The organism is Chroococcidiopsis sp. SAG 2025 (assembly GCF_032860985.1).
Taxonomy (GTDB): Bacteria; Cyanobacteriota; Cyanobacteriia; order Cyanobacteriales; family Chroococcidiopsidaceae; genus Chroococcidiopsis.
On sequence record NZ_JAOCNC010000001.1, the window covers coordinates 1,260,948 to 1,282,523 of the forward strand.

Annotated in this window: 25 protein-coding genes; 13 read left to right on the top strand and 12 right to left on the bottom strand. The window is 45.5% G+C overall.

The window, feature by feature from the left end:
• Positions 1-9: 9 nt before the first annotated feature.
• The 5 genes from devC to N4J56_RS06065 form a co-directional block, all read right to left on the bottom strand.
• Positions 10-1,170: an ABC transporter permease DevC gene (devC, locus tag N4J56_RS06045; protein ID WP_410500433.1), complete on the bottom strand. Its 1,161-nt coding sequence runs from the start codon at positions 1,168-1,170 to the stop codon at positions 10-12.
• A gap of 156 nt (positions 1,171-1,326) precedes the next feature.
• Complete coding sequence (locus N4J56_RS06050; RefSeq protein ID WP_317105638.1) at positions 1,327-1,647, bottom strand: DUF2834 domain-containing protein; 321 nt, start codon at positions 1,645-1,647, stop codon at positions 1,327-1,329.
• A 252-nt stretch (positions 1,648-1,899) separates the two neighbouring features.
• On the bottom strand, positions 1,900-3,063 hold the full coding sequence (locus N4J56_RS06055) for an ABC exporter membrane fusion protein (RefSeq protein ID WP_317105639.1): 1,164 nt from the start codon (positions 3,061-3,063) through the stop codon (positions 1,900-1,902).
• 38 nt (positions 3,064-3,101) lie between these two features.
• Entirely contained in the window at positions 3,102-3,662 is a 561-nt protein-coding gene (locus tag N4J56_RS06060; RefSeq protein ID WP_317105640.1) for a TetR/AcrR family transcriptional regulator, read from the bottom strand.
• Positions 3,663-4,037: 375 nt separating this feature from the next.
• The gene (locus tag N4J56_RS06065) at positions 4,038-5,240 is read right to left on the bottom strand and encodes a phosphoglycerate kinase (RefSeq protein WP_317105641.1); all 1,203 of its coding nucleotides are present in this window, start codon (positions 5,238-5,240) and stop codon (positions 4,038-4,040) included.
• A 90-nt stretch (positions 5,241-5,330) separates the two neighbouring features.
• Between N4J56_RS06065 and N4J56_RS06070 the strand changes: the two genes are divergently transcribed.
• Positions 5,331-5,729: a universal stress protein gene (locus tag N4J56_RS06070; protein WP_106169644.1), complete on the top strand. Its 399-nt coding sequence runs from the start codon at positions 5,331-5,333 to the stop codon at positions 5,727-5,729.
• A gap of 90 nt (positions 5,730-5,819) precedes the next feature.
• The gene (gene ylqF, locus N4J56_RS06075) at positions 5,820-6,677 is read left to right on the top strand and encodes a ribosome biogenesis GTPase YlqF (protein ID WP_317105642.1); all 858 of its coding nucleotides are present in this window, start codon (positions 5,820-5,822) and stop codon (positions 6,675-6,677) included.
• Between the two features lie 97 nt (positions 6,678-6,774).
• Here the strand turns inward: ylqF and psb30 are convergent, their stop codons facing one another.
• The gene (gene psb30 / locus N4J56_RS06080; protein WP_039717506.1) at positions 6,775-6,897 is read right to left on the bottom strand and encodes a photosystem II reaction center protein Ycf12/Psb30; all 123 of its coding nucleotides are present in this window, start codon (positions 6,895-6,897) and stop codon (positions 6,775-6,777) included.
• A gap of 242 nt (positions 6,898-7,139) precedes the next feature.
• On the opposite strand from psb30, the gene N4J56_RS06085 reads away from it, so the two are divergent.
• From N4J56_RS06085 to N4J56_RS06100, 4 genes are all read left to right on the top strand, one after another.
• Positions 7,140-7,496: a YkgJ family cysteine cluster protein gene (locus N4J56_RS06085; protein WP_410500434.1), complete on the top strand. Its 357-nt coding sequence runs from the start codon at positions 7,140-7,142 to the stop codon at positions 7,494-7,496.
• Between the two features lie 218 nt (positions 7,497-7,714).
• Positions 7,715-8,137, top strand: coding sequence for a TMEM165/GDT1 family protein (locus N4J56_RS06090; RefSeq protein WP_317105644.1), 423 nt, complete (start codon positions 7,715-7,717; stop codon positions 8,135-8,137).
• Positions 8,138-8,261: 124 nt separating this feature from the next.
• Positions 8,262-8,564, top strand: coding sequence for a TMEM165/GDT1 family protein (locus N4J56_RS06095; protein WP_106169557.1), 303 nt, complete (start codon positions 8,262-8,264; stop codon positions 8,562-8,564).
• A gap of 96 nt (positions 8,565-8,660) precedes the next feature.
• Entirely contained in the window at positions 8,661-9,860 is a 1,200-nt protein-coding gene (locus N4J56_RS06100; RefSeq protein ID WP_317105646.1) for a Coenzyme F420 hydrogenase/dehydrogenase, beta subunit C-terminal domain, read from the top strand.
• A 74-nt stretch (positions 9,861-9,934) separates the two neighbouring features.
• Here N4J56_RS06100 and N4J56_RS06105 read toward each other — a convergent pair whose 3' ends face one another.
• Positions 9,935-10,312: a GxxExxY protein gene (locus N4J56_RS06105; protein WP_410500435.1), complete on the bottom strand. Its 378-nt coding sequence runs from the start codon at positions 10,310-10,312 to the stop codon at positions 9,935-9,937.
• Between the two features lie 268 nt (positions 10,313-10,580).
• On the opposite strand from N4J56_RS06105, the gene N4J56_RS06110 reads away from it, so the two are divergent.
• The 7 genes from N4J56_RS06110 (at position 10,581) to N4J56_RS06140 (ending at position 18,026) form a co-directional block, all read left to right on the top strand.
• Positions 10,581-11,297 carry a sigma-70 family RNA polymerase sigma factor gene (locus N4J56_RS06110; RefSeq protein ID WP_317105649.1) on the top strand — a complete coding sequence of 239 codons (717 nt, stop codon included), beginning with the start codon at positions 10,581-10,583 and terminating at the stop codon, positions 11,295-11,297.
• Positions 11,233-12,225 carry a DUF1822 family protein gene (locus N4J56_RS06115; protein ID WP_317105650.1) on the top strand — a complete coding sequence of 331 codons (993 nt, stop codon included), beginning with the start codon at positions 11,233-11,235 and terminating at the stop codon, positions 12,223-12,225. Before N4J56_RS06110 ends, N4J56_RS06115 begins: the two co-directional genes overlap by 65 nt.
• A gap of 52 nt (positions 12,226-12,277) precedes the next feature.
• Positions 12,278-14,656: a CHASE2 domain-containing protein gene (locus tag N4J56_RS06120; protein ID WP_317105651.1), complete on the top strand. Its 2,379-nt coding sequence runs from the start codon at positions 12,278-12,280 to the stop codon at positions 14,654-14,656.
• A gap of 9 nt (positions 14,657-14,665) precedes the next feature.
• Positions 14,666-15,454 (top strand): DUF928 domain-containing protein, encoded by a 789-nt coding sequence (locus N4J56_RS06125; protein ID WP_317105652.1) that lies wholly within the window; start codon positions 14,666-14,668, stop codon positions 15,452-15,454.
• A gap of 122 nt (positions 15,455-15,576) precedes the next feature.
• Positions 15,577-16,098: a MarR family winged helix-turn-helix transcriptional regulator gene (locus N4J56_RS06130; protein ID WP_317105653.1), complete on the top strand. Its 522-nt coding sequence runs from the start codon at positions 15,577-15,579 to the stop codon at positions 16,096-16,098.
• The gene (locus N4J56_RS06135) at positions 16,095-16,976 is read left to right on the top strand and encodes a DMT family transporter (RefSeq protein ID WP_317105654.1); all 882 of its coding nucleotides are present in this window, start codon (positions 16,095-16,097) and stop codon (positions 16,974-16,976) included. Before N4J56_RS06130 ends, N4J56_RS06135 begins: the two co-directional genes overlap by 4 nt.
• Positions 16,977-17,228: 252 nt before the next feature.
• Positions 17,229-18,026: a PhzF family phenazine biosynthesis protein gene (locus N4J56_RS06140; RefSeq protein ID WP_317105655.1), complete on the top strand. Its 798-nt coding sequence runs from the start codon at positions 17,229-17,231 to the stop codon at positions 18,024-18,026.
• A gap of 30 nt (positions 18,027-18,056) precedes the next feature.
• On the opposite strand, the gene hypA is transcribed toward N4J56_RS06140, so the two are convergent.
• The 5 genes from hypA to rpmB all read right to left on the bottom strand — a co-directional run bounded on the left by hypA (position 18,057) and on the right by rpmB (position 21,492).
• Complete coding sequence (gene hypA, locus N4J56_RS06145) at positions 18,057-18,398, bottom strand: hydrogenase maturation nickel metallochaperone HypA (RefSeq protein ID WP_192154059.1); 342 nt, start codon at positions 18,396-18,398, stop codon at positions 18,057-18,059.
• Positions 18,380-18,859, bottom strand: a complete 480-nt coding sequence (locus N4J56_RS06150) for a hydrogenase maturation protease (protein WP_317105656.1) — start codon at positions 18,857-18,859, stop codon at positions 18,380-18,382. The genes hypA and N4J56_RS06150 overlap by 19 nt, the downstream gene beginning before the upstream one ends.
• Positions 18,860-18,928: 69 nt before the next feature.
• Entirely contained in the window at positions 18,929-20,380 is a 1,452-nt protein-coding gene (locus N4J56_RS06155) for a Ni/Fe hydrogenase subunit alpha (RefSeq protein WP_317105657.1), read from the bottom strand.
• A gap of 22 nt (positions 20,381-20,402) precedes the next feature.
• Entirely contained in the window at positions 20,403-20,948 is a 546-nt protein-coding gene (locus N4J56_RS06160; protein WP_317105658.1) for an oxidoreductase, read from the bottom strand.
• 307 nt (positions 20,949-21,255) lie between these two features.
• Positions 21,256-21,492: a 50S ribosomal protein L28 gene (gene rpmB, locus N4J56_RS06165; RefSeq protein ID WP_317105659.1), complete on the bottom strand. Its 237-nt coding sequence runs from the start codon at positions 21,490-21,492 to the stop codon at positions 21,256-21,258.
• Positions 21,493-21,576: the final 84 nt, after the last annotated feature.

A 21,576-nucleotide genomic window follows, 5' to 3' on the forward strand; every position in this document is an offset into this window, starting at 1 on the left:
GATAAATGACTAAAAAACATCAGCAGGATCGGCAGAACGAAGTTTTTGCATTGCGACTGCTCCAGATATGCTACACATAACAAACGTAATTGCTAATACAAAGATTGCGCGTTCTATCTTCATGCCAATAGGCATTAAAATTGCAGCAGCGGCAATTTGATATAATCCTAAAGAAATCAGAAAACCTGGAATATATCCCAAAATTGCTAATATCAGTGATTCCTGAATCAAAACACCTAATAAGTAGCGATCGCTATACCCCATTGCTTTAAGCGTGGCGTATTCTGGTAAGTGATTGGCAACATCAGTGTAAAGAATTTGATAAACTATCACTATGCCAACAATGATACCGACAACCACACCAAGTCCAAAAATAAATCCAATCGCACCTTGGCTTTCCCAGTAATACTTTTCTACCTCTGCAAATTCTTGTGGTGTCATCACCCTAACATCATTTGAAAGATTTGCTGTTAATTGTGCTTTGACGCTTTCTGAATTTATCCCCGGTTTGAGTTGAATTAATCCAATTTCAATTTGATTCGATTTGCGATCGGGTAGTAGTTTTAGAAAACTTGAATCGCTAACGATCGCATTACCATCAGCAGCAAAAGATGCGCCAATTCTAAATAAGCCTACTGTACGAATATTTTGCTGATTTAATTGTACTTCTACACTGCCTTGCTTTTCTACTGTCTCTGCGATCGCACCATATTCGGGACGAGAAGCGCGATCGAATAAAGCAGTATTTAAAAGTTGCAATCGCTTCGCATTTTGTTGAATTTCTGGTACGGCAAAGCTAGGCGCATTCGGATCGATACCCCAAATTAAAATAGTTCTGTCAATTCGCGTTGTGGGATTTTTCCATTCTCCTCTCCCAATATAAATTGAACTAACAGAAGACACGCCATTGTATGCCAATGTTTGATATAATCTTTCTCTTGAAAAGCTTTGTAGCGTAGACAGCGATTCAAATTGCCGATTAATCATTACTAAATCTGCTTGTAATAAGCTTTGTGTCTGTGTCGCACTGTCGTAAAGAGAGTCATTGAAACCTAACTGAATAAAGATGAGCATATCCGCAAAACCAATTCCCGCGATCGCCACTAACAAGCGTGTCTTTTCTTTCATTAATTGATGCCATGCGAGGGGAATTTTTTTTAGCCATTTCATAGTTTTGGTTGGTAATTGGTAATTGGTAATTGGTAATTGATGGTATACGCCCATTACTTGTAGGGGCGGGTTTATCGATATGTTTAGTTCAAAATAGATTTTCTTGCTAAACCCGCCCTTGCCTTTGTCGCAGTCAATTTAATTCGTTCCGATAATTTATTGTGAATTCTGAATAAGATGCCTTTGTCGCATGAGAAGAAAGAAGGGTAAACCTGTAGAAACGCCAATTAAGCTACTTGCGAAATAAACCCATAAATATTTCATTCTCAATCGCGAACCTTCCCATAAAATAAATGCCCATAGAACTAATTCCGCCACAATGACATCCCAACCAAATAAGGCTGAAATTTTGTTAGTAAATAGCTGTTGTACAAAGATTTGAGGGTTGAATCCTTGCTCGAATAGAAAAGGTAAAATTTCAGAGAAGGCTAAAGCAGTGCCTAATATACAAAGTGTCAAATACAAAACTTGCACCATCTCAATTTCTCCTTCGTTTGCGCGTGAAATATAATCTGTTGTGTGGAAGGGATTTTGCGATCGAACTCTGGCGCGATGACAAGATCTTGGTTCAAATCCGGCTCGTGGGAAGGGCGGGTTTTGCATTCTCTCCCTGGTGCGATGGCAAGATCTTGGCTAAACCCGCCCCTACAGATCTTGTTTGGTGGTTCAACATCAATGGAATGAAATTATTTATACCGAACATGCGTTATGCTTTGCAACAAACAAAATCTATAATTGAATTGCTGTTTCTACCTGTAAATTCGTCAACCCAGCTACCTGTTGACTAGCTTCTGGACTGAGGCGAATTTTAACTTCGACTATGCGCCGATCTAGATTTTCTCCAGGCTGGTTGCTAAACACATTTTGGCGATCGACCTGTAAACCGATTTGGGAAACCTTACCACGCAACTGTCCTGAAATTGCTTGACTAGTAATGACGGCTGGCTGTCCCAACTTAACTTTACCGATATCAGTTTGATAAACTTCAGCGACAGCAACCATTTGAGCCGTTTGTCCCATTTCTACAATGCCCGAATCGCTAATTTTTTCTCCTTCTCGCGTGCGAATCTTGAGAATTTGCCCAGACATAGGGGCGCGAATATAGGCTTCTTGTAGCTGCGTTTCAGATGTTTTCACAGCGGCGATCGCAGTATCTACTTCTGTTTGGGCTGCATTTACATCTACCGGACGCACCTCGGCAATCTGATTCAGGGTAGCTTTGGCTTCTTGTAGTTGAGCCTGTAAAGTTTCCACCGTGCGGTTTTTCCCCGAAAGTGCTTCCTTTAACTGTGCTTGTGCGGTTTCTAGGGTTAATCGCCTGCTATCTATGTTCGATGCAGAGATCGCACCTTGACGATATAATTGTAAAAAACGATTATACTCCGCTAGGGCGTTGTTGACTTCTGCTTGATAGCGAGCAATAGTAGCATTTTGAGTTGACGTTTCTCCAGCAATTTCTGCTTGTATCCGGGCAATAGTCGCTTCTTGCGCCTTAATTTCTCCTGTTTTTGCCCCTGCTCTCACCTGTGCTAACTTAGCTTGGGCAACTCTGACTTGTTCGCGTGCTTGTGCCAAAGCATTTTGCAAGCGATCGCAAGAATCTAAAATTGCAATAGTTTGTCCTGCTTTGACGCGATCGCCTTCTTTAACTAATAATTGGTCTACGCGATCGCCATCCAATGCCGATGGGGCAAATAAGCGGATTGCTTCTGTTTCTGGTTCTAGTCGTCCCAAAGCTGTAACTTGCGTTACTGGGGGAGTTGTTGCCACAGGAGGAGAAGGCTGAGAAGATTGAGAAACGACATAAAAGCCAGTTGCACCTGTTATGGCAGTTGCCGTCAGAATTAACCCAGCTATCCAGCGATTTGAAGGTTTTAAAATTTCATTGGTCATTGGTAGTTGGTAATGGGTAATGGGTAATTGGTAACTGATTATTTTAGGTATGCTACGAGAATTTTGCTGAGTAAGGTTGCTTGTTCTGGATAGGAAATTGTTTCAGTTTCAAATATTCCTCGCATTAATAAACCGTAAAGATAGTTCAGGACAAAATCCGCGATCGCTTTATCTGGTACTTGCAAATAGTCGGCGATTGCTTGCGTAGTCTTATCCCAAGAGCTGTGAAAAGCATTATTTCTGCTCAATTCCGCTTTTTCCTGCTGGTAGAATTCCACCCAAAGTAAAACTTGCTTGCAAAAATCATCTTCATTTTTAGCCACAAAATTGAACATAGTTTCAATTCGCTCTGTTAAGGTGGGTGGATTTCCCGCCTCCGCCAAGAAGTTGAGCAAGTCTTGTCTGTCTAGTTCTTCTACCAACTGAAGAAATAAGGCTTGTTTGCTGGGAAAGTAATGATAAAGCGTCCCTGTAGACACACCCAACCCTTGAGCTAACTGTCGCATGGTGATCGAACCGTAGCCTCTTTCGGCAAATAGATCGAAACTCTTGAGCAACAGTTCTTTACGATATTGGTCGTGGTCTACAATCTTGGGCATCGGGACAATTAATTTGACTCTACATTAGATCGAACGTTTGATATAAATAAATATAAAACAAACGTCCAATATAAATCAAGTAGGAGCGGTTTTTTTGCAGCATATATGTCAAGTAACAAATACGTTTGCTGGCAAACCCGCCCGTCCCGGAATTGTAGGGGCGGGTTTTTTGCAGAGATTTGTAAAAAACAAACAGTTTTGCTGGCAAACCCGCCCGTACCGAGAATAAGGAAGAATTTATAGTTGCAGAAGTTACGCAGTTGAGATCCCCCAACCCCCTTAAGAAGGGGGCTTTAAATTCCCCCCTTTTTAAGGGGGGTTAGGGGGGATCGAGATCTCGCTTCTTCAACTGCGGATCTCCTCTCAGTTCCCGAATCAGGCATCATCCAAAGCAGCAATACCGGGCAGTTCCTTACCTTCAAGTAACTCCAAGCTTGCGCCGCCGCCAGTTGAAATGTGGCTCATTTGCTCGGCTACACCGACTTTTTCCACCGCTGCTACAGAGTCACCACCACCAATGATGGAAGTTACGCCTTGCTTGGTGAGATCGGCAAGAGTACGAGCGATCGCTTCTGTGCCTACAGCAAACTTGTCAAACTCAAATACACCCATCGGACCATTCCAAATCACCGACTTGCACTCAGCCAGTGCTGATTGGAACGTCTTGACCGAATCTGGACCAATATCCAAACCCATACCATCAGATGGAATATTATCCACACTGACGGTCTGAGCGTTGGCATCAGCAGCAAATTTATCTGCGACCACCACATCTGTAGGTAACAGCAAATCGACACCACGTTCTTTTGCCTTAGCTTCTAAAGATTTAGCCAGTTCTAGCTTGTCTTCTTCCACCAGCGACTTACCAACATTCAAACCCCGTGCTTTGTAGAAGGTGAAAATCATCCCACCACCCAACAGCAGCTTATCGCACTTGTCCAACAGCGTTTCGATTACGCCAATCTTACTAGAGACTTTCGAGCCACCAATAATTGCCGCTAGGGGACGCTGAGGATTTTCGATCGCACTTTGGAGATACTGAAGTTCTTTTTCAATCAAATAACCCGCTACCGAAGGGCTGAGGTAGTGAGTTACGCCCTCGGTTGAAGCATGGGCGCGGTGAGCCGTACCAAAAGCATCATTTACGTACAAGTCCGCATTTGCAGCTAACTTTTGAGCAAATTCTGGATTATTCTTTTCTTCCTCGGGATAGAAGCGAACGTTTTCCAACAGTAACACCTGACCATTTTGCATTTCTGCAACTTTGCCAGCAACCTCATCACCGATACAATCGTCGCACTTGATAACCTCTTGACCGAGTAATTCGGAAAGGCGCTTAGCAACGGGAGTCAGACGCAATTTATCATCTACACCTTTGGGACGACCGAAGTGACTAGCCAGGATGACTTTAGCACCCTTTTTAATTAAATCTTGAATTGTCGGCAGTGCAGCACGAATGCGGGTATCATCGGTGATATTGCCTTGGTCGTCTAGCGGTACGTTAAAATCTACCCGTACTAACGCCCGCTTCCCAGATAAATCTGACGAGGATAAATTTGCTAGAGTTTTTTTGGACACAGCGTCAACCTCCTAATTGCCTTTTTGGTTTAGTCCATCATTTAGCGCCGTCCACATTTTACCGAAGCATGGGTATCGGAGTTACCACAAATGTTTAAGACTGTTCTGTTTCCGATCGATCGTAGCCGCGAAACACAAGAAGCCGTAGGAGTCGTGGTTGAAATCGTGCAAAAGTATGGTAGTCGTCTAATACTGCTATCGGTAGTAGAAGGATCGGAGGAGGCTGACGAGGGCATGGAATCGCCTGATGTCGTAGCCCGACTTCTCGAAGATGCTCAGTCCGTCTTCAAGCAGCAAGGCATTCAAACAGAGGCATTCGAGCGGCAGGGCAAGCCTGCATTTGTTATCTGTGATGTAGCCGACGAAGTTGGTGCTAACTTAATTGTCATGGGATGCCGAGGACTCGGGTTGACAGAAGAAGGAGTCACCGAAAGCGTCACCAACCGCGTAATTAATTTATCTCCCTGTCCGGTTTTAGTTGTCCCCTAGTTGTTGATGGTTAATTGTTAATTGTTAATTGCTGTTAACTATTGACGATCGACCATTAACCATTAACAAATGACCAATGACTAATGACAAATGACAAACGAAATCCAATGGTATCCAGGTCACATTGCCAAAGCAGAAAAAGCGCTTGCCGAACAACTGAAGTTGGTTGATGTGGTATTGGAGGTACGGGACGCACGGATTCCACTAGCGACCCACCATCCGCGCGTGCCAGAGTGGGTAGGCAATAAAACACGAGTATTAATCCTCAACCGCGTCGATGCAATTCCCCCTGCGGTGCGGCAGTTGTGGCAGCAGTGGTTTAAGACACGGGGAGAAACAGTTTACTTTACCAATGCTAAAGATGGTAACGGTGTAGGACAAGTATTGCAGGTAGCGCAAAGAGCAGGTGATGAGATTAATCAACGCCGCAAAAATCGTGGCTTGTTAGCCCGTCCCGTGCGGGCAGCGGCGATTGGATTTCCGAATGTGGGTAAGTCAGCGCTGATCAATCGGCTATTGAAGCGGCGGATTGTTGTCAGTGAGGCTCGTCCTGGGGTAACGCGCCAGTTGCGCTGGGTCAGAATTTCCGATCGCGTCGAATTATTAGATGCACCTGGGGTAATTCCCACTAAGCTAGAAGACCAAGCAGCAGCAATTAAGTTAGCTATCTGCGATGATATTGGTGATGCTGCCTACGATTCTTACCAAGTGGCTGTTATCTTTATCGATTTGCTGCAAGATTTAATGGCAACTGCTCCCGAACTCATGCCTGACAATCCCCTATCTCGTTACAAAATCGATTCGTTGGGCATGACAGGAGAAGAATTTGTCTATGAGTTATCGGCAAAACGCGATCGCGGTGACTTGGAACGCACGGCAAGACAGATACTGATAGATTTTCGCAAAGGAACTTTGGGGACAGTTCCCTTAGAGTTACCACCGAATTAATTTTTGTAACTTTTCTTTTCATCCAAATAAACCAAAAGAGGGAAAATAGCTCAAAGCTACTCCCTCCCTTATCCATTGATGGTATATCGTATGAGTTTTAGAGATCGCCGTTGCGAAAGGCAAGGACAAAAATAACTGCTGGACCAGCTAGCATGATCAGGGCAACGCTTACTAGTTGAAACAGAGTTTCCCACTGAAAACTACCGATCGCATCAAAAATTCCAGACATAAGATTTATCTCTCCTCCCAGTTTGTCTATATTAACGTCGATTTCTTACATAAAAATCCGCACCTTATTTTACCTAGAGGAGAATTACCGGATTTAATTAACTTAACAAATCTATAACAAACCACAAATAAACCCTTGCTGCTCTCATTTTAGTGATGGAGAAACCAAAATTGCTAAGCTTGAGTAGCGGGAACTCTATCATCACCCAATCTGAATATTATGGCGACTTGGAAATGGCAACTTGGAAATGTGTAAAACAGTGTGGCGCTTGCTGTCATCTCGACCCAGAAGAACGCCCAGACATAGCAGAGTATTTGACACCAGAAGAGTTAGCACTCTATCTCAGCATGGTAGGTGAAGGTGGTTGGTGTATCAATTACGACCATTTAAGGCGAGAATGCAAAATCTACCCCAACCGTCCTCGCTTTTGCCGAGTCGAGCCAGAAATATTCTTAGATATGTACGGCATCGAGCCGGAAGAAGTCAACGATTTTGCAATCGAGTGCTGCGAGCAACAGATTTCCGGCGTTTATGGCGATCGCAGCCTGGAAATGGTGCGATTTAGTAGGGAAGTGAGTCGTGAGTGGTGAGTTGATAGGGTGTGGGGTGTGGGGTGACAGTGACTCCTGACCAGTGACTCCTGACCAGTGACCAGTTAGTTATTTTATCTCCTCAGCTGGGCGACTCTCCCTCAGCTCCCTCAGCTCTCTTCTCTCCCTCAGCCCCTCAGACGGGGGTTGATTTTTGTTACGATGTAGCAGAAAATGAAAGAAATATGAAAGATGTCGCGTATTGAGCTGAACTGCCTGTGAAACTGGAATCTGCACCCCCTCAGCGATCTAGCTTGTCTGACCAAATAACAGCACTGGAGAAACAGGTTTTGGAAACACACAGCAGCCAGCCTGTTGTCAGTGTTAGCGATCGCCCTTTACAACAGCAAAAACATAGAGAGTCTTGGTGGGCAATATACGCCTCGACATTTTTAACAATATTCTTGGCAGAATGCGGCGATAAGACCCAACTTTCCACGCTCTTGATGAGTGCAGAGTCTCAATCACCCTGGATTGTCTTCGTAGGTGCAGCCGCAGCGTTAATTACGACCAGTTTACTAGGCGTACTCTTAGGACAGTGGTTAGCAAAACACCTATCACCTAGAAAGTTAGAAATTGCCGCAGGTACGAGTTTACTACTGATCGCGATCGCCTTAGTAGGAGATATTTTACTTTCGTAGGAGATCCCCCCTAGCCCCCATTAAAAAGGGGGGAACAAGAGAGAAATTCCCTTTTAAGGGCGATCTAGAGGGACTGATAAAGATGCCCTCACTCCTCACTCCTCACTCCTCACCCCTCAACTTCATGGACTGGAAACTACTAGGAATCACTTTTGTAACTGTATTTCTCTCAGAATTGGGAGACAAAAGCCAACTAGCAGCGATCGCCCTCAGTGGTGGTTGTAAATCCCCACGGGCTGTCTTTTTTGGCACAGCTAGCGCTTTGATATTGACAAGTTTGCTGGGAGTTTTAGCGGGTGCGGGTGCAGCTCAGTTGCTACCTGTAAAATTCGTCAAGGCGATCGCGGCTGTGGGTTTTGCCGTGCTTGCAATTCGTTTATTATGCTTTGGAGACAATTCTCAGGAAACTGAGGAAACTACGATTTAAAAGGTGCAAATTCTACCTTTTGTCACCACATACTAAAATATTTTGGCTGAAAGCGGTATTGTGTGAAAAGGTATAAAAAACAAAGTTTTATGACTTATGACCGCCCTTCATCCTACCGACCATAAGAAAGCTAAAGCCCTCAAACCTGGCAGCCGTCGCCCAGCCAAAGAACTTTGTAGCGAGTGCGGTCTGTGCGACACATATTACATCCACTATGTCAAGGAAGCCTGTGCATTCCTAAACCAGCAATTTGACCAACTAGAAACTCAAACGCACGATCGCAGCCGTAATTTAGACAATCCAGACGAACTTTACTTCGGCGTGCATCACTCGATGACAGCGGCGCGGAAAAAAGAACCGATTCCAGGGGCGCAATGGACGGGTATTGTTAGTACCATTGCAATCGAAATGCTAAATCGCGGCATTGTCGAAGGCGTAGTCTGCGTCCAGAATACCAAAGAAGACCGCTTTCAACCGATGCCAATTATTGCCCGTACCCCAGAGGAAATTTTAGCCGCACGGGTAAATAAACCTACGCTGTCGCCTAACTTATCGGTGCTAGAACAAATAGAACAGTCAGGCATGAAACGACTGTTAGTTATTGGTGTCGGTTGTCAAATACAAGCATTGCGGGCAGTAGAAAAACAACTCGGCTTAGAAAAGCTGTATGTTTTGGGAACTCCTTGCGTGGATAACGTCACTCGTGCAGGATTGCAAAAGTTCTTAGAAACGACTAGTAAATCGCCCGATACGGTAGTACATTACGAATTCATGCAAGATTTCCGCGTTCACTTCAAACACGAAGATGGTTCGGTGGAGACAGTGCCTTTCTTTGGTTTAAAGACAAACCAGTTGAAGGATGTATTTGCACCTTCTTGCATGAGTTGCTTTGATTACGTCAACTCCCTTGCCGATTTGGTTGTCGGTTACATGGGTGCTACCTTTGGTTGGCAGTGGATTGTTGTCCGCAACGATCGCGGTCGCGAAATGCTGGATTTGGTGCAAGATAAATTAGAGCTACAACCAGTCATATCGCAGGGCGATCGCCATCAAGCAGTACAACAGAGTATACCTGCTTATGACAAAGCGGTGACTCTGCCCATGTGGGCGGCGAAGTTAATGGGTGTAGTCATTGAAAGAATTGGTCCGAAAGGGTTGGAATATGCACGATTCTCGATTGATTCTCACTTTACGCGGAATTATTTGTATGTAAAGCGGAATTATTTAGAGAAGTTGGAAGCGCATGTACCGGAGTTTGCTAAGCGGATCGTGGGGCAGTATAAGTTGCCGGATTAATGTCACGCATCAGCGAAGCGAAGCCCGATAGGGCGTTAGGCGCAAAGGCGCAAAGATGGGAAGGGTTTTCGCGTTTAGAGTCCGTTAGCAATGCGATGGATTCCGTCTTTGATGAGTGCAGACCCAAAGTTGATGAGTAAGCCTAGTTTTTTGTTTGTAAGCCGCAAATAGGTTAGGAGTTGTTTTTTATGGACTGGAGCCAGCATTTCTACAGATTTGATTTCGATAATGACTTTGCTAGCAACTATGATGTCAGCACGAAAGCCTTCTTCTAACCTAACGCTTTCATATACTACAGGTATGGCTTGCTGTCGCACGACACCTAATCCTCGGCGTTCCAACTCATAAGCCAAAACAGTCTCGTATACAGATTCCAACAACCCTGGTCCCAGAGTCGTGTGAATCTTGTATGCCCCATCAACAATCTCTTTTGCGATCTCATTCTCCCTCATGAGTAGAGAATACCCACACTTTGCGCCTTCGCGTCTAACGCTCCTTCGTCGCTTCGCTTCGCTGATGCGTGACATTTTTCTTGTTTTACTTACATAACTTAATAAAACTCACCTGCATAATTTTCTTCTATACCGCTGATAAGTAGATAGCGGAGGAAACACGCTATTTCTAGGAGGTGAGACAACAAGCAGCGCGGTAGTGATTTTGAAGAATTTTTCCTCGAAAATAAACATACCCCTGCTGGAGAGACAAATAAAAAATACTGTTATGGAAGAATTTGAGGTGAGTCTGCGTCAATTGGTCGTAGAAACTTGTCAGCAGAAGATCGGTAGTCTCGATCGCCAGCGAGGTTTAACTAGAATTGTCCGCTCGATTGCCAAGTCTGGCAAGCTGTGGAAAGAAAATACTCTCGATTACGAGGATGCCTTACAACAAACCTGGCTGTATTTCTGCCGTAACCTGTGTGAAGCTACGACAGGCGATCGCTACGATCCCAGTCGTAGTAGTGTCACGACTTGGCTAAATGCATATTTGCGGCGACGGCTGCAAGACTTATACCTGCAAAGAAAGACTACCAATAACTCGACAACTAGACAAGTCTATTCTGTTGACGAGCTAGGGAAAGACGCGATTGAAGCCTTGGAAGCTCCGCCCGATGTCCCACCAATTTTGGAAACGACACGAAAGTGGATTCAAATCGATCCTGATGGCGACCTCCGCCGTACTTATATTCAAGGTTATCCAAAAGTGAATTGCCAAGTTTTATTGTTACAAAGGCTGCCACCAGAGACAAGCTGGGAAGATTTAGCAGCGCAATACAAGCTGTCTGTTTCGACACTGAGTAGTTTCTATCGGCGACAATGCCTACCACGATTGCGTAAATTCGGCGAATCGCAAGGGTATTTAGAGGATACCTATCATGAATTATCAAGCACGAGCAAACGATCGTTCCCTTCCGTTACCAATTACTCAAGCCGCAAATAGCATTGCTTGGCAGTTCAGCCAGCAGCAACCAACGTTACAAAAAGCAGAGCAAGTGCGACTGAATACCTTGGCTGTGTGTGCCGTCCGCGATTATTTAGAAATGATGGGCATTCCGGTGAATTGGAGTGGGTGCGATAGTTGGAATCCTTTCATGCGTGCGTGTGTGGATGCAGCGGACTTGGAGGTATTGGGTTTGGGTCGCCTAGAATGTCGGGCGATCGCCACTGATGCTTCTACCTGTTACGTGCCACCGGAGGTTTGGGAAGATCGGATCGGTTATGTTGTCGTGCGTTTGGATGAAGTAGAAAAACAGGTCGATATTCTGGGTTTTGTCCACCAAGTTACCCAAGAACAGTTGACCGTTAACCAGTTGCGATCGCCGGAAGATCTATTGTCCCACTTGCAAGACTTGAGCGCGATAACTTCGTTAAGCTTCGCTAACGCAAATCCTCCCACGAGTACGGTTAACTTGAGACAGTGGTTCCAAAATACGTTTGAACCCGGCTGGCAAACTGTCGTCTCGCTGTTAAATCCAGCCGAACAAAATTTAGCCTTTAGCTTTCGTAAAACAGAAGAACTGAATACAAATGAAGTGGATCGTCCTGAAAATTTTGTCAGACGGGCAAAGTTAATTGACTTAGGGATGCAGCTAGCTGGTCATGCAGTCGCTTTGGTCATGGAACTGCGTCCTGCATCAGAGCAGAAAACCGATCTGATCGTACAAGTGCATCCGACGGGGAGAGAGACATTTTTACCACCGTCGCTACAGCTAATCGTTTTGGATGAATCTGGTTCAGTTTTCTTGGAAGCTAAAGCCAGACGCGCCGATAATTACATTCAGTTGCAATTTAGCGGTACTACCGGAGAAAGATTTAGCGTTAAAGTAGCTCTGGGGGATGTTGGCATCACCGAACACTTTATCATTTGAGTTACGACTTACGACTTACAACTTAAAATGACGTGCCTACAGGTGATAGATCGTGGGTAAGTTAGTTGTCCTGAAGTTTGGCGAAGGTAGCTTTGAGCAGGGATTTCCTGTCACGCTGCAAATTGGTGAGGATGGCGATCGCCCCGCCGTAGAACTTGCTGGCAGATTACCACCTCAGCCGGAAATTCCACAACTCTACAGAAAATGGCAATCGGCTTACTACAGCTTAGGTTTGCGATCGCGTCTGGAAGCCGCTGCCGTCCAAATCACGAATGTTTGTGTCTTAGAAGACTGTTACAATGCCGCAGAATCCCTCAGCCGCAGCCTGAGCAACTGGCTTTCCTCCCCATCATTTCTTGCTTTAAGGGATAAGTTCTTAGAAAAATTAATGCCTGCGGATGCAATTCGAGTCATTTTGCAAACTGAAGATTTACTATTACAGCGACTACCCTGGCATCGCTGCGATCTATTCGCTCGCTATCCTCAAGCAGAAATTGCCCTGAGTACCCCCGCTTACGAAGAAATTGCGCTGAAAACGACATCCTCTCGCACTCAAATCAGAATTTTAGCGATTTTAGGTAGTAGTGCCGGAATTGACATTCAAGCAGACCGTAACCTGCTCGAAACCCTGCCAGGAGCAGATGTCAAGTTTTTGGTTGAGCCGTCACGTCAAGAGTTAGACCGTCAGTTATGGTCTACCCAAGGATGGGATATTTTATTTTTTGCCGGACATAGTGCCAGTCAAACAACTGCCTCTCAGAATGAAGTTACAGGCAGAATTTATTTAAATCAAACGGAAAGTTTAACTATTGCCGATCTCAAACACGCTTTACAAACTGCGGTAGAAAATGGTTTGAGCGTAGCCATTTTTAACTCTTGCGATGGCTTGGGTTTGGCGCGGGACTTGGCAAGTTTGCACATTCCCCAAGTAGTATTCATGCGCGAACCCGTACCGGATCGCGTGGCGCAAGAATTTTTGAAGAGTTTTCTCCAGGCTTTTGCTGGGGGGAAGTCTCTCTATTTATCGGTACGAGAGGCAAGGGAAAGACTCCAGGGATGGGAAAGTGAATATCCTGCTGCTAGCTGGCTACCAGTCATTTATCAAAATCTTGCCGAAATTCCTCCGACTTGGCAACAGTGGATGCAACGTCTACGTCCACCACGACAACGGCTTTCTCTGCGGCGCGTCTTCTTCACCAGCACCATTGTCACGGCGGCGGTGGTAGGAATGCGGTTATTAGGATTATTCCAACCTATAGAATTGCAAGCTTTTGACCAATTGATGCGGCTGCGTCCTATAGAAAAAGCCGATCCGCGCCTGTTAATTGTGACGGTGACTGAGGAAGATTTGCAGCTACCAGAACAGAAACAGAGAAAAGGATCTCTGTCAGATTTGGCATTGGAAAAACTGTTGCAAAAACTAGAACAACTACATCCGCAAGTCATCGGTTTGGATATCTATCGCGATTTTCCAGTCGAGAAATTACCTAGCCTGAAGTCAAGACTCCAAAATAGCGATCGCCTTTTTGCTATTTGTAAAGTCAGCGATCCAGAATTCGATCCGCGTGGCGTTCAACCCCCGCCAGAAGTCGCTCCAGAACGGATAGGTTTTAGCGATGTCATTGCCGATCCAGATGATAATATCGTGCGCCGCCATTTGCTCAATTTCGAGCCGCCACTCACATCCCGTTGTAGTGCTAATACCGCGCTCAGTTTTCAACTCGCCCATCAATATTTGGCAGCGAAAGGAATTGAAACTCGATTCACGCCCAATGGTAACTTACAACTCGGTAATGTCGTTTTTCCGCGCTTGCAACCTTTCCACACGGGCGGCTATCAAAGAATCGATACTAAAGGCTATCAACTGTTGCTCAATTACCGTCCCTTTGACTCTGTAGATGATATTGCCGTAGCAGTGACGCTAGGAGATATCCTGAGCGATCGCATTCCGCCTCATCTCGCCCGCACCCTCAACAACCGGATTGTACTGATCGGTCTAGCGGCTCCTAGTACTGGTGATGCGTGGTCTACACCCTACAGCATTGGCAGACAGGGGCTACAAAAACAAATTCCAGGTATTTATTTACAAGCTCAGATGGTAAGTCAACTCCTCAGTGCTGTTTTGGACGGACGAACACCACTGTGGGTTTTGCCTCTCTGGGGTGAAATTATCTGGATTTGGGCTTGGTCGTTGGTGGGAGGAGTTGTTGTTTGGTGCTGGCGTTCTCCCGTGCGATTGGGACTGAGTGTTTGCTTGACAATTGCAGCTCTATATGGAGCGAGTTGGATATTACTACTTCAAGGTGGCTGGTTGCCTTTAGTCCCTGCGGCGTTGGCTTTAGTCGTGACGGGAGGCAGAATTGCGGTCGTCAAACGTTCTTTGCCCGATAGCAGCAATCTACCGCTGAAACCTACACTAAAGATAGATTGAGGTGAGATAATGCACAAGCTTGCAGCCACAGCAGCGATCGCCCTCACACTGCTCGTACCCACAGCAGCGATCGCCACCCACAATAACAGTCAAAATCACACTCACCAGCAAGTCAGCGCTCAACCCCGTTACACGCCGCCGCCCTTTCCCGCCTCCGGTACTCCCACCGGACGAACTAGAGGCGCAGCCGGACGAGGAAGAGACTGCGGCTTCAAGCTGCCGTTAACGGCGCTAGCACCTGCCGTAGAAAGGACTGTAGGCACGGGTAAAGCAACCTATGTTTGGGGACAGACGATCGCCGAGCATCCCACCTTCTGGTTTTACATTCCCGCTGCCAGCCCTTCGCTCCGTTCTGTAGAATTCGTCTTGCAAGACGATCGCGATAACGATGTCTATCGTTCTGCTGTCGAACTACCAGCTAAACCAGGAATCATCGGTGTGCGTTTACCATCTACTCAACCGCCACTCAAGCTAAATCAGAACTATCACTGGTTTTTGAAAACGGAAATAGCAGCCAGTTGCGATCGCCAAGATTCCCCTATTGCGATCAAAGATTCGGTCGAAGGATGGGTACAGCGCGTATCGCCAACCGCTACGATGCGATCGCAACTCAAAACAGCCACACCCGAACAAAGACTCGATCTCTACGCTCAACAAGGTTTATGGTACGACGCGATCGCCACCATAGCCGAACAGCGATTACAACAGCCGGACAATGCTGCTCTCAAAGCAAATTGGAACGGGCTTTTACAATCTGCCAATTTGAGCGATATGTCATCTCAGCCGCTTTTGCCATAGGACAGTGAGATGTAGGGGCGCACAGCTGTGCGCCCCTACTATTTTGCTTCTCTTTACATTCAACTTAAAAATATGTATGATGCATACATAAAAGGGAAAGATTCTCGTGGTGCAAATGTTCTATGGATGACGAAAGAACGTCAAATCTTTTAGGTGCGCTTGCACTTAGCGTCATGGATGCCTTCAATGCGGTTGTTACCAACAGCGCTGGCTATGGCGGCGAAACCCCAGCTGCTCTAGTGACGTTGGGTGCAGAACCAGGACTGTCAATTAATCAACTGCGACAAATATTGAATCTTTCACATCCTGGAACCGTTCGCCTGATCGATCGCTTAGAAAAGGAAGGTCTTGTCGAGCGGCGATCGGGAGCAAATGGTCGAACGTTGGCTTTATTTCTTACAGATACGGGGTCTGAACGACGGAAAGCCATTTTGTTAGAGCGGCGACAACAAGTGCAAATTGCCATTAACTCTTTAACGCCGAACGAGCGCCAGCAACTGACCGCACTTTTAGAAAAAATGCTGACAGCCATGACGACGAACGAGCTGCAAGCCTTTACTATCTGCCGCTTGTGTGAAGAGGAAGTCTGCCCAGGCGATCGCTGTCCAGTCGAACAAAAATACTGTCAAATCCTAAAACAATGAAAACAGTAATCCTTGCTCTAAGCTACGCCTTTTGCTGGGGAGTAGGAGTAACTCTGACAAAAATTGCCCTTTCAGAAATTACAGCGACGACTCTACTGATTATTCAACTGATTGCCAGCGTTACATTTCTTGCCACAGTGTGTTATTTCAAAGATCGTCAACTGCCATTCACTTGGAGTCATCTTAAACAAGGCTTTGCAGGGATTTTTGAACCTGCTTTAGCCTACATGGTTGGAACCTTTGGCGTAAAGATGACGACTGCCAGCAACGCAACATTAATTGGTTCATCCGAGGTAATTCTTACCATCTTATTTGCAGCAGTTTTCTTAGGTGAGAAACTCACACGAGCAAAATTGCTACTCGCTAGCATTAGTTTTATAGGGGTGTCTCTGTTAATGTTAAAAGACGCTCAGGGCGCAGATCGTGCTTCACTTGTCGGCGATCTACTCGTGCTACTCGGTACGGTCTTCGCAGTATTCTATGTTCTTCTGAGCAAGAAGCAGATTGCAACAGCAAATCCTTTACAGCTCACCGCATCACAGCAGTTGGTTGGTTTGCTTGTAACTGTATCGTGTTTTAGCGTACTATCAATTCTCAATTCGAGCTATGAAGTGAGCGCAGCAGGCATTTCACTACAATTTTGGTTACTTGCAGTTATTTCGGGCATCATGCAGTATGCTTTAGCGTTCTTACTCTATTTGATTGCGTTGCAGAATGTGCCTGTAAGTCAAGCTGCGTTTTACGTTGCCCTCATTCCTATTTTTGGTGTAGCAAGTGCTATTTTGGCGCTCGGCGAGCAACCTAGCTTTACACAGTGGGTTGGAGGGGTATTAATCGTTGCGTCGTCCTATCTTGCAAACAAACTCAAAACTGTGTAAAGAAAACAACGAGTAGTGGAACTAGCATAGTACAAAAAAGAAGAGAAATCAGTTCAAGCTGTGCGATCGCATCTTTCCCTCTCGGTCATAAAATGAGCGGTGTAATCTAGGTAGAAAATTACATGTAGCATTTTTACACTGACAACTGATAACTGTACGGGCGGGTATGAAGCGAAGATGATGGTTTGAGCCGTGAATCTGCTGGCTAAACCCGCCCCGATGACAACTGATAACCGATAACTGATAACTGAAATGGGACAAGAAATTTTTCAGGTCGATGCTTTTACAAATAAACCTTTTGCAGGAAATCCTGCTGCTGTATGCGTTTTGCCGCAACCGAGAGATGATGGTTGGATGCAAAATGTCGCTAAGGAGATGAATTTATCGGAGACGGCTTTTTTACTCCGGCAAGACAATGGTAGCTACAATTTGCGGTGGTTTACCCCTGCTACAGAAGTTCCTCTGTGCGGTCATGCTACCCTAGCTAGCGCTCATGTACTGTGGAAACAGGGTTATTTGCAGCCGGAGGAAACAGCTCGATTTCACACTCTCAGCGGCTTGCTGACGGCAAAACGGATAGGAGAATGGATCGAGTTAGACTTTCCCATGCAAGTCTCTGCTGCATCGGAAATACCTGCCGATTTGATTAAAGCTTTGGGAACCAAACCAAAGTATGTAGGTGAGACGAATAGAAATTATTTAGTGGAATTAGATTCGGAGGAGATTGTCAGAAATCTTCAGCCAGATTTTAGTTTACTGAAAACCTTGCCCGTACAAGGCGTAATCGTTACCGCTCAGGCGACAACTTCAGAGTATGATTTTGTCTCTCGCTACTTTGCGCCTAATGTCGGAATTGATGAAGATCCGGTGACGGGTTCGGCGCATTGTTGCCTTGCACCCTACTGGCGCGATCGCTTGGGGAAAGATAATTTTCTCGCCTATCAAGCTTCTGCTAGAGGTGGAGTTGTTAAAGTTAGTTGTCAAGGCGATCGCGTTTTATTAGGAGGACAAGCTGTTTTAGTTTTACGGGGTGAATTGGTTGATGGTTGATGAATGGTAATTTGTGAAGCTAGCGATCGACTAGGAAACTTCTAAAAATGCCAGTTCAAACTCTTTGCCCTGTCGTACCTCACAATATGGTTGGTGACATTCGGGACATTCGTAGAGTAAATCGGTGGGATGAAATTCAGTAGTGCAATTGGGGCAATAACAGACGACTGGCACGGATTCCACCTGAAGTCTAGCATCTTCAGCTATTGTCTCCTTTTTCACCACATCAAACGCCAGTTGTAAAGACTCTGGTACTACCCCAGATGCCTCACCGACTCGCATTTGCAACAGGCGAATATGGCTCGCGCCTTCATGTTTTGCACGTTCTACAGCAGTTTCGAGAACGTTTTGCATCATTCCAACTTCATGCATAGTTCTACCTTGCCTAATTTCATCAAATGGTAAATTTGTTCCAGTGCTATCTGAATACCTCGTTCAGCAATGGGTGAAAGGCGATCGCTTAATTCAAAGTTCGTTCCTGGTATCGTTACCCACCAAGCATTCGGAACTCGATTGTAAAGCGCTTGCGTCAGGGCTAGTAGCGATTGCGGATCGCCTGTATGTCCGCCGATCGCAGTAGAATTGGTAGGTGCGATCGCTTGTACTCGTACATTCTCGCAGATACTTGCATAACAGGCATCAATAAAAATTGCTAGGTCGGCTGTTGCCAAAAATGCAGCTAGTTCGGGTGTGAGTTGATGGACGCACAGCGATGTTACATCAGGTAATTCCTCAGAGGCGATCGCATTAGCTACTTTTTGCCCCACAGCATCATCACTACGCAAGTCATTACCGTAGCCAATTACTAGAATATTTTTTGAATTCTCACCCATCAGATTGTCGATTTGATTTTAGTTTTATCTTCTCCCTGTAGAGACGTTACATGTAACGTCTCTACAGCTCTAATCCCGCCAAACTTCATTGACAACACTTCCATCTCCTCCCACTAATTGAACGTGCAATGGCATTTGTCCGGCTGCATGAGTCGAACAACTCAAGCAAGGATCGAAAGCCCGAATTCCAGCTTCAACACGATTCAACATCCCTTCAGGAATTTCTGCACCATGAATAAAATGTCGGGCAATTTGAGCCACCGTGCGGTTCATGGCGAGATTATTTTGCCCCGTCGCAATAATTAAATTGATCTTTTGCATTAAACCGTTTTCATCAACTTTGTAGTGATGAAATAAAGTCCCGCGTGGTGCTTCACTACAGCCAACTCCTTCTAATTGGTTAATTCCAGCTTCGGCGCGGATTTTAGGAGATAAAACCTGTGGCTCGTCAAGCAGCAATTCAATTTGCTCGATTGATGCCAAAATTTCAATCAGTCGGGCGTAGTGGTAAAAAAAGGATGAGAGTACAGTACCACCACCGCGATCGCGAAATTCGCTTAATTCTCGATCGGCGATCTCCGTGCCAATGCGAGTACAAATATTTAATCGTGCTAAAGGTCCAACTCGATAAATGCCACTATCTAAACGACAGCGATCTTTTTGGTCGGGATATCCTAAAGGGCGATAATAGGGGAACTTGAGATAAGTATAAGATTCAACTGCTTCACCAATAAATTCTTGAAAGCGAGTTGGATCGAGTTTGTCTGCAATAATATTACCAGCGCTATCGACAAAGCGAAGACATCCATCATAGTTTTCCCACAGACCATCAGATGTGACCAAACCCATAAATAAGCTGGGAAAATTACCGAAAGTTTGGGCTTCCCGTTCGTAGTCCTGAAGCAAGCGCTTAAACCTGTCTAGCGCGTCTAATATTGTGGTTTTAGCTTCTGGAATGCGGCTTTGAATCTGCGTGCGTCCTGCTTCAGATAAAGGTTCTCGCACGCCACCTGGAATTGCCCACGATGGATGAATCTTGCGCCCCCCTAATATTTCAATAATTTCTTGCCCAAATTGTCGCAGTCGAATTCCACCTCTGGCTAATTCTGGTTGAGCGGCAATTAACCCAAAAACGTTGCGCTTTTGGGGATCGCTATCCATGCCTAAAAGTAAATCTGGGGCGCTGAGATGGAAAAAACTCAGGGCATGGGATTGGATAATTTGCCCTAAATTCATCAACCGACGCAATTTAGTAGCAGCGGCGGGAATAGTAACAGAAAGAATGCGATCGCCTGCTTTAGCAGAAGCTAGCAAGTGACTCACTGGGCAAATTCCACAAATCCGCGCCGTAATTCCTGGCATTTCCCACAAAGGACGACCTTCACAGAATTTCTCAAACCCGCGAAATTCTGTGACGTGGAACCGAGCATCGGTCACTTGTCCGGCATCATCTAAGTAGATGGTAATTTTAGCGTGACCTTCAAGGCGCGTGACTGGATCGATAACAATTCGCTGGGACATAAACTTTTCCTGACTCAACTACTCAGCCAAATTTAATCAACTCGCGCCCTTCTAACTGCGGTTTTTCTCCACGCAACAGCGATTCCAATACAGCTCGAATCCGTGCCGCAGGAGGCGGACAACCGGGTAAGTAAATGTCAACGGGTACGACTGTATGTACTGGCGTGACTCGATCTAACAACGGCGGGACAATACCCGGTTCTTGGGGGATCTGTCCGCGCACGTCTGCGGTTTCAATGTAACAGCGTTGCAAAACTGGTTCGGCACTCCCTAATGGATTGCGTAAAGCTGTCACGTTACCAGTTACAGCACAATCACCAAACGAGATCAGGAGTTGCGATCGCTTTCTGACTGTTTTAATCGTTTGCAAGTGATCTTCATTGGCGATCGCTCCTTCTACCAATACCACATCCACCCCTTCTGGATATTCTTTAGTATCCATAAAGGGACTGTAGACTAAATCCGCCCCAGCTACTAGGTCGATCAGCCATTCGTCTAAGTCAAGAAATGACATGTGACAGCCCGAACAGCCACCTAACCAAACTGTTGCTAGTTTCAAACGAGTCATTGTTTACTTACTCCCTTGCTCGTAAAGAACTTCGGGGGATGGTTGCCATACAGCTATGGTTATAAACAAATAACTTGAGGAAATTATGAGGAAGGAAGCGAGAATTTTCTAGAGAAAATAGAGAATTACTGGTTCAAGCAGGTTTTGGCTGCGAACACAGCAATGCTCAGATGAAATGAATTCAGCCTATGGAGAGGAAGGCGAAAAGAGACTGCAAATAATTCTACTTTGTAGAGCCGCAAAATTTCACGGCTCCAGAAAATTAACCATTAAAACTAGTATGGTCAATAGAAAATACCATCAAATCTTAATAATGGTTGAGGTTGATTCCGGCTTCTTTAGCCATTGCTGATAAGCTTTTGAGGTTGAGGGTTTTGATTGCTTTAGTCGAAAGCTTCAGTCTCACCCAGCGATTACCTTCTTCCCACCAAACCCGTTTCCACTGCAAGTTGGCTTCTTGCACTTTTTTAGTCCGGCGGTGAGAGTGGGAAATGGCATAACCATTGTTTGCCTTTCTGCCTGTGAGCATACATTTACGGGACATAAGGATCTCCAGATCTTCGCGTTTGGGTATCTTGCACAATCTATCATTGTACCCGTAATTTTCCTGGGAGGGTATGATGGCTGT

What these genes read in the sequence shown, in the direction of transcription:
- ylqF (WP_317105642.1), top strand. Translation starts at nt 5,820, where the DNA reads ATGACAAACGAAATCCAATGGTATCCAGGTCACATTGCCAAAGCAGAA.
- N4J56_RS06100 (WP_317105646.1), top strand. Translation starts at nt 8,661, where the DNA reads ATGACCGCCCTTCATCCTACCGACCATAAGAAAGCTAAAGCCCTCAAA.
- N4J56_RS06155 (WP_317105657.1), bottom strand. Translation starts at nt 20,380, where the DNA reads ATGTCCCAGCGAATTGTTATCGATCCAGTCACGCGCCTTGAAGGTCAC.
- N4J56_RS06095 (WP_106169557.1), top strand. Translation starts at nt 8,262, where the DNA reads ATGGACTGGAAACTACTAGGAATCACTTTTGTAACTGTATTTCTCTCA.
- N4J56_RS06050 (WP_317105638.1), bottom strand. Translation starts at nt 1,647, where the DNA reads ATGGTGCAAGTTTTGTATTTGACACTTTGTATATTAGGCACTGCTTTA.
- devC (WP_410500433.1), bottom strand. Translation starts at nt 1,170, where the DNA reads ATGAAATGGCTAAAAAAAATTCCCCTCGCATGGCATCAATTAATGAAA.
- N4J56_RS06135 (WP_317105654.1), top strand. Translation starts at nt 16,095, where the DNA reads ATGAAAACAGTAATCCTTGCTCTAAGCTACGCCTTTTGCTGGGGAGTA.
- N4J56_RS06060 (WP_317105640.1), bottom strand. Translation starts at nt 3,662, where the DNA reads ATGCCCAAGATTGTAGACCACGACCAATATCGTAAAGAACTGTTGCTC.
- N4J56_RS06110 (WP_317105649.1), top strand. Translation starts at nt 10,581, where the DNA reads ATGGAAGAATTTGAGGTGAGTCTGCGTCAATTGGTCGTAGAAACTTGT.
- N4J56_RS06150 (WP_317105656.1), bottom strand. Translation starts at nt 18,859, where the DNA reads ATGGGTGAGAATTCAAAAAATATTCTAGTAATTGGCTACGGTAATGAC.
- hypA (WP_192154059.1), bottom strand. Translation starts at nt 18,398, where the DNA reads ATGCATGAAGTTGGAATGATGCAAAACGTTCTCGAAACTGCTGTAGAA.
- N4J56_RS06115 (WP_317105650.1), top strand. Translation starts at nt 11,233, where the DNA reads ATGAATTATCAAGCACGAGCAAACGATCGTTCCCTTCCGTTACCAATT.
- N4J56_RS06160 (WP_317105658.1), bottom strand. Translation starts at nt 20,948, where the DNA reads ATGACTCGTTTGAAACTAGCAACAGTTTGGTTAGGTGGCTGTTCGGGC.
- N4J56_RS06105 (WP_410500435.1), bottom strand. Translation starts at nt 10,312, where the DNA reads ATGAGGGAGAATGAGATCGCAAAAGAGATTGTTGATGGGGCATACAAG.
- N4J56_RS06130 (WP_317105653.1), top strand. Translation starts at nt 15,577, where the DNA reads ATGGATGACGAAAGAACGTCAAATCTTTTAGGTGCGCTTGCACTTAGC.
- rpmB (WP_317105659.1), bottom strand. Translation starts at nt 21,492, where the DNA reads ATGTCCCGTAAATGTATGCTCACAGGCAGAAAGGCAAACAATGGTTAT.
- N4J56_RS06085 (WP_410500434.1), top strand. Translation starts at nt 7,140, where the DNA reads ATGGCAACTTGGAAATGTGTAAAACAGTGTGGCGCTTGCTGTCATCTC.
- N4J56_RS06125 (WP_317105652.1), top strand. Translation starts at nt 14,666, where the DNA reads ATGCACAAGCTTGCAGCCACAGCAGCGATCGCCCTCACACTGCTCGTA.
- N4J56_RS06055 (WP_317105639.1), bottom strand. Translation starts at nt 3,063, where the DNA reads ATGACCAATGAAATTTTAAAACCTTCAAATCGCTGGATAGCTGGGTTA.
- N4J56_RS06140 (WP_317105655.1), top strand. Translation starts at nt 17,229, where the DNA reads ATGGGACAAGAAATTTTTCAGGTCGATGCTTTTACAAATAAACCTTTT.
- N4J56_RS06070 (WP_106169644.1), top strand. Translation starts at nt 5,331, where the DNA reads ATGTTTAAGACTGTTCTGTTTCCGATCGATCGTAGCCGCGAAACACAA.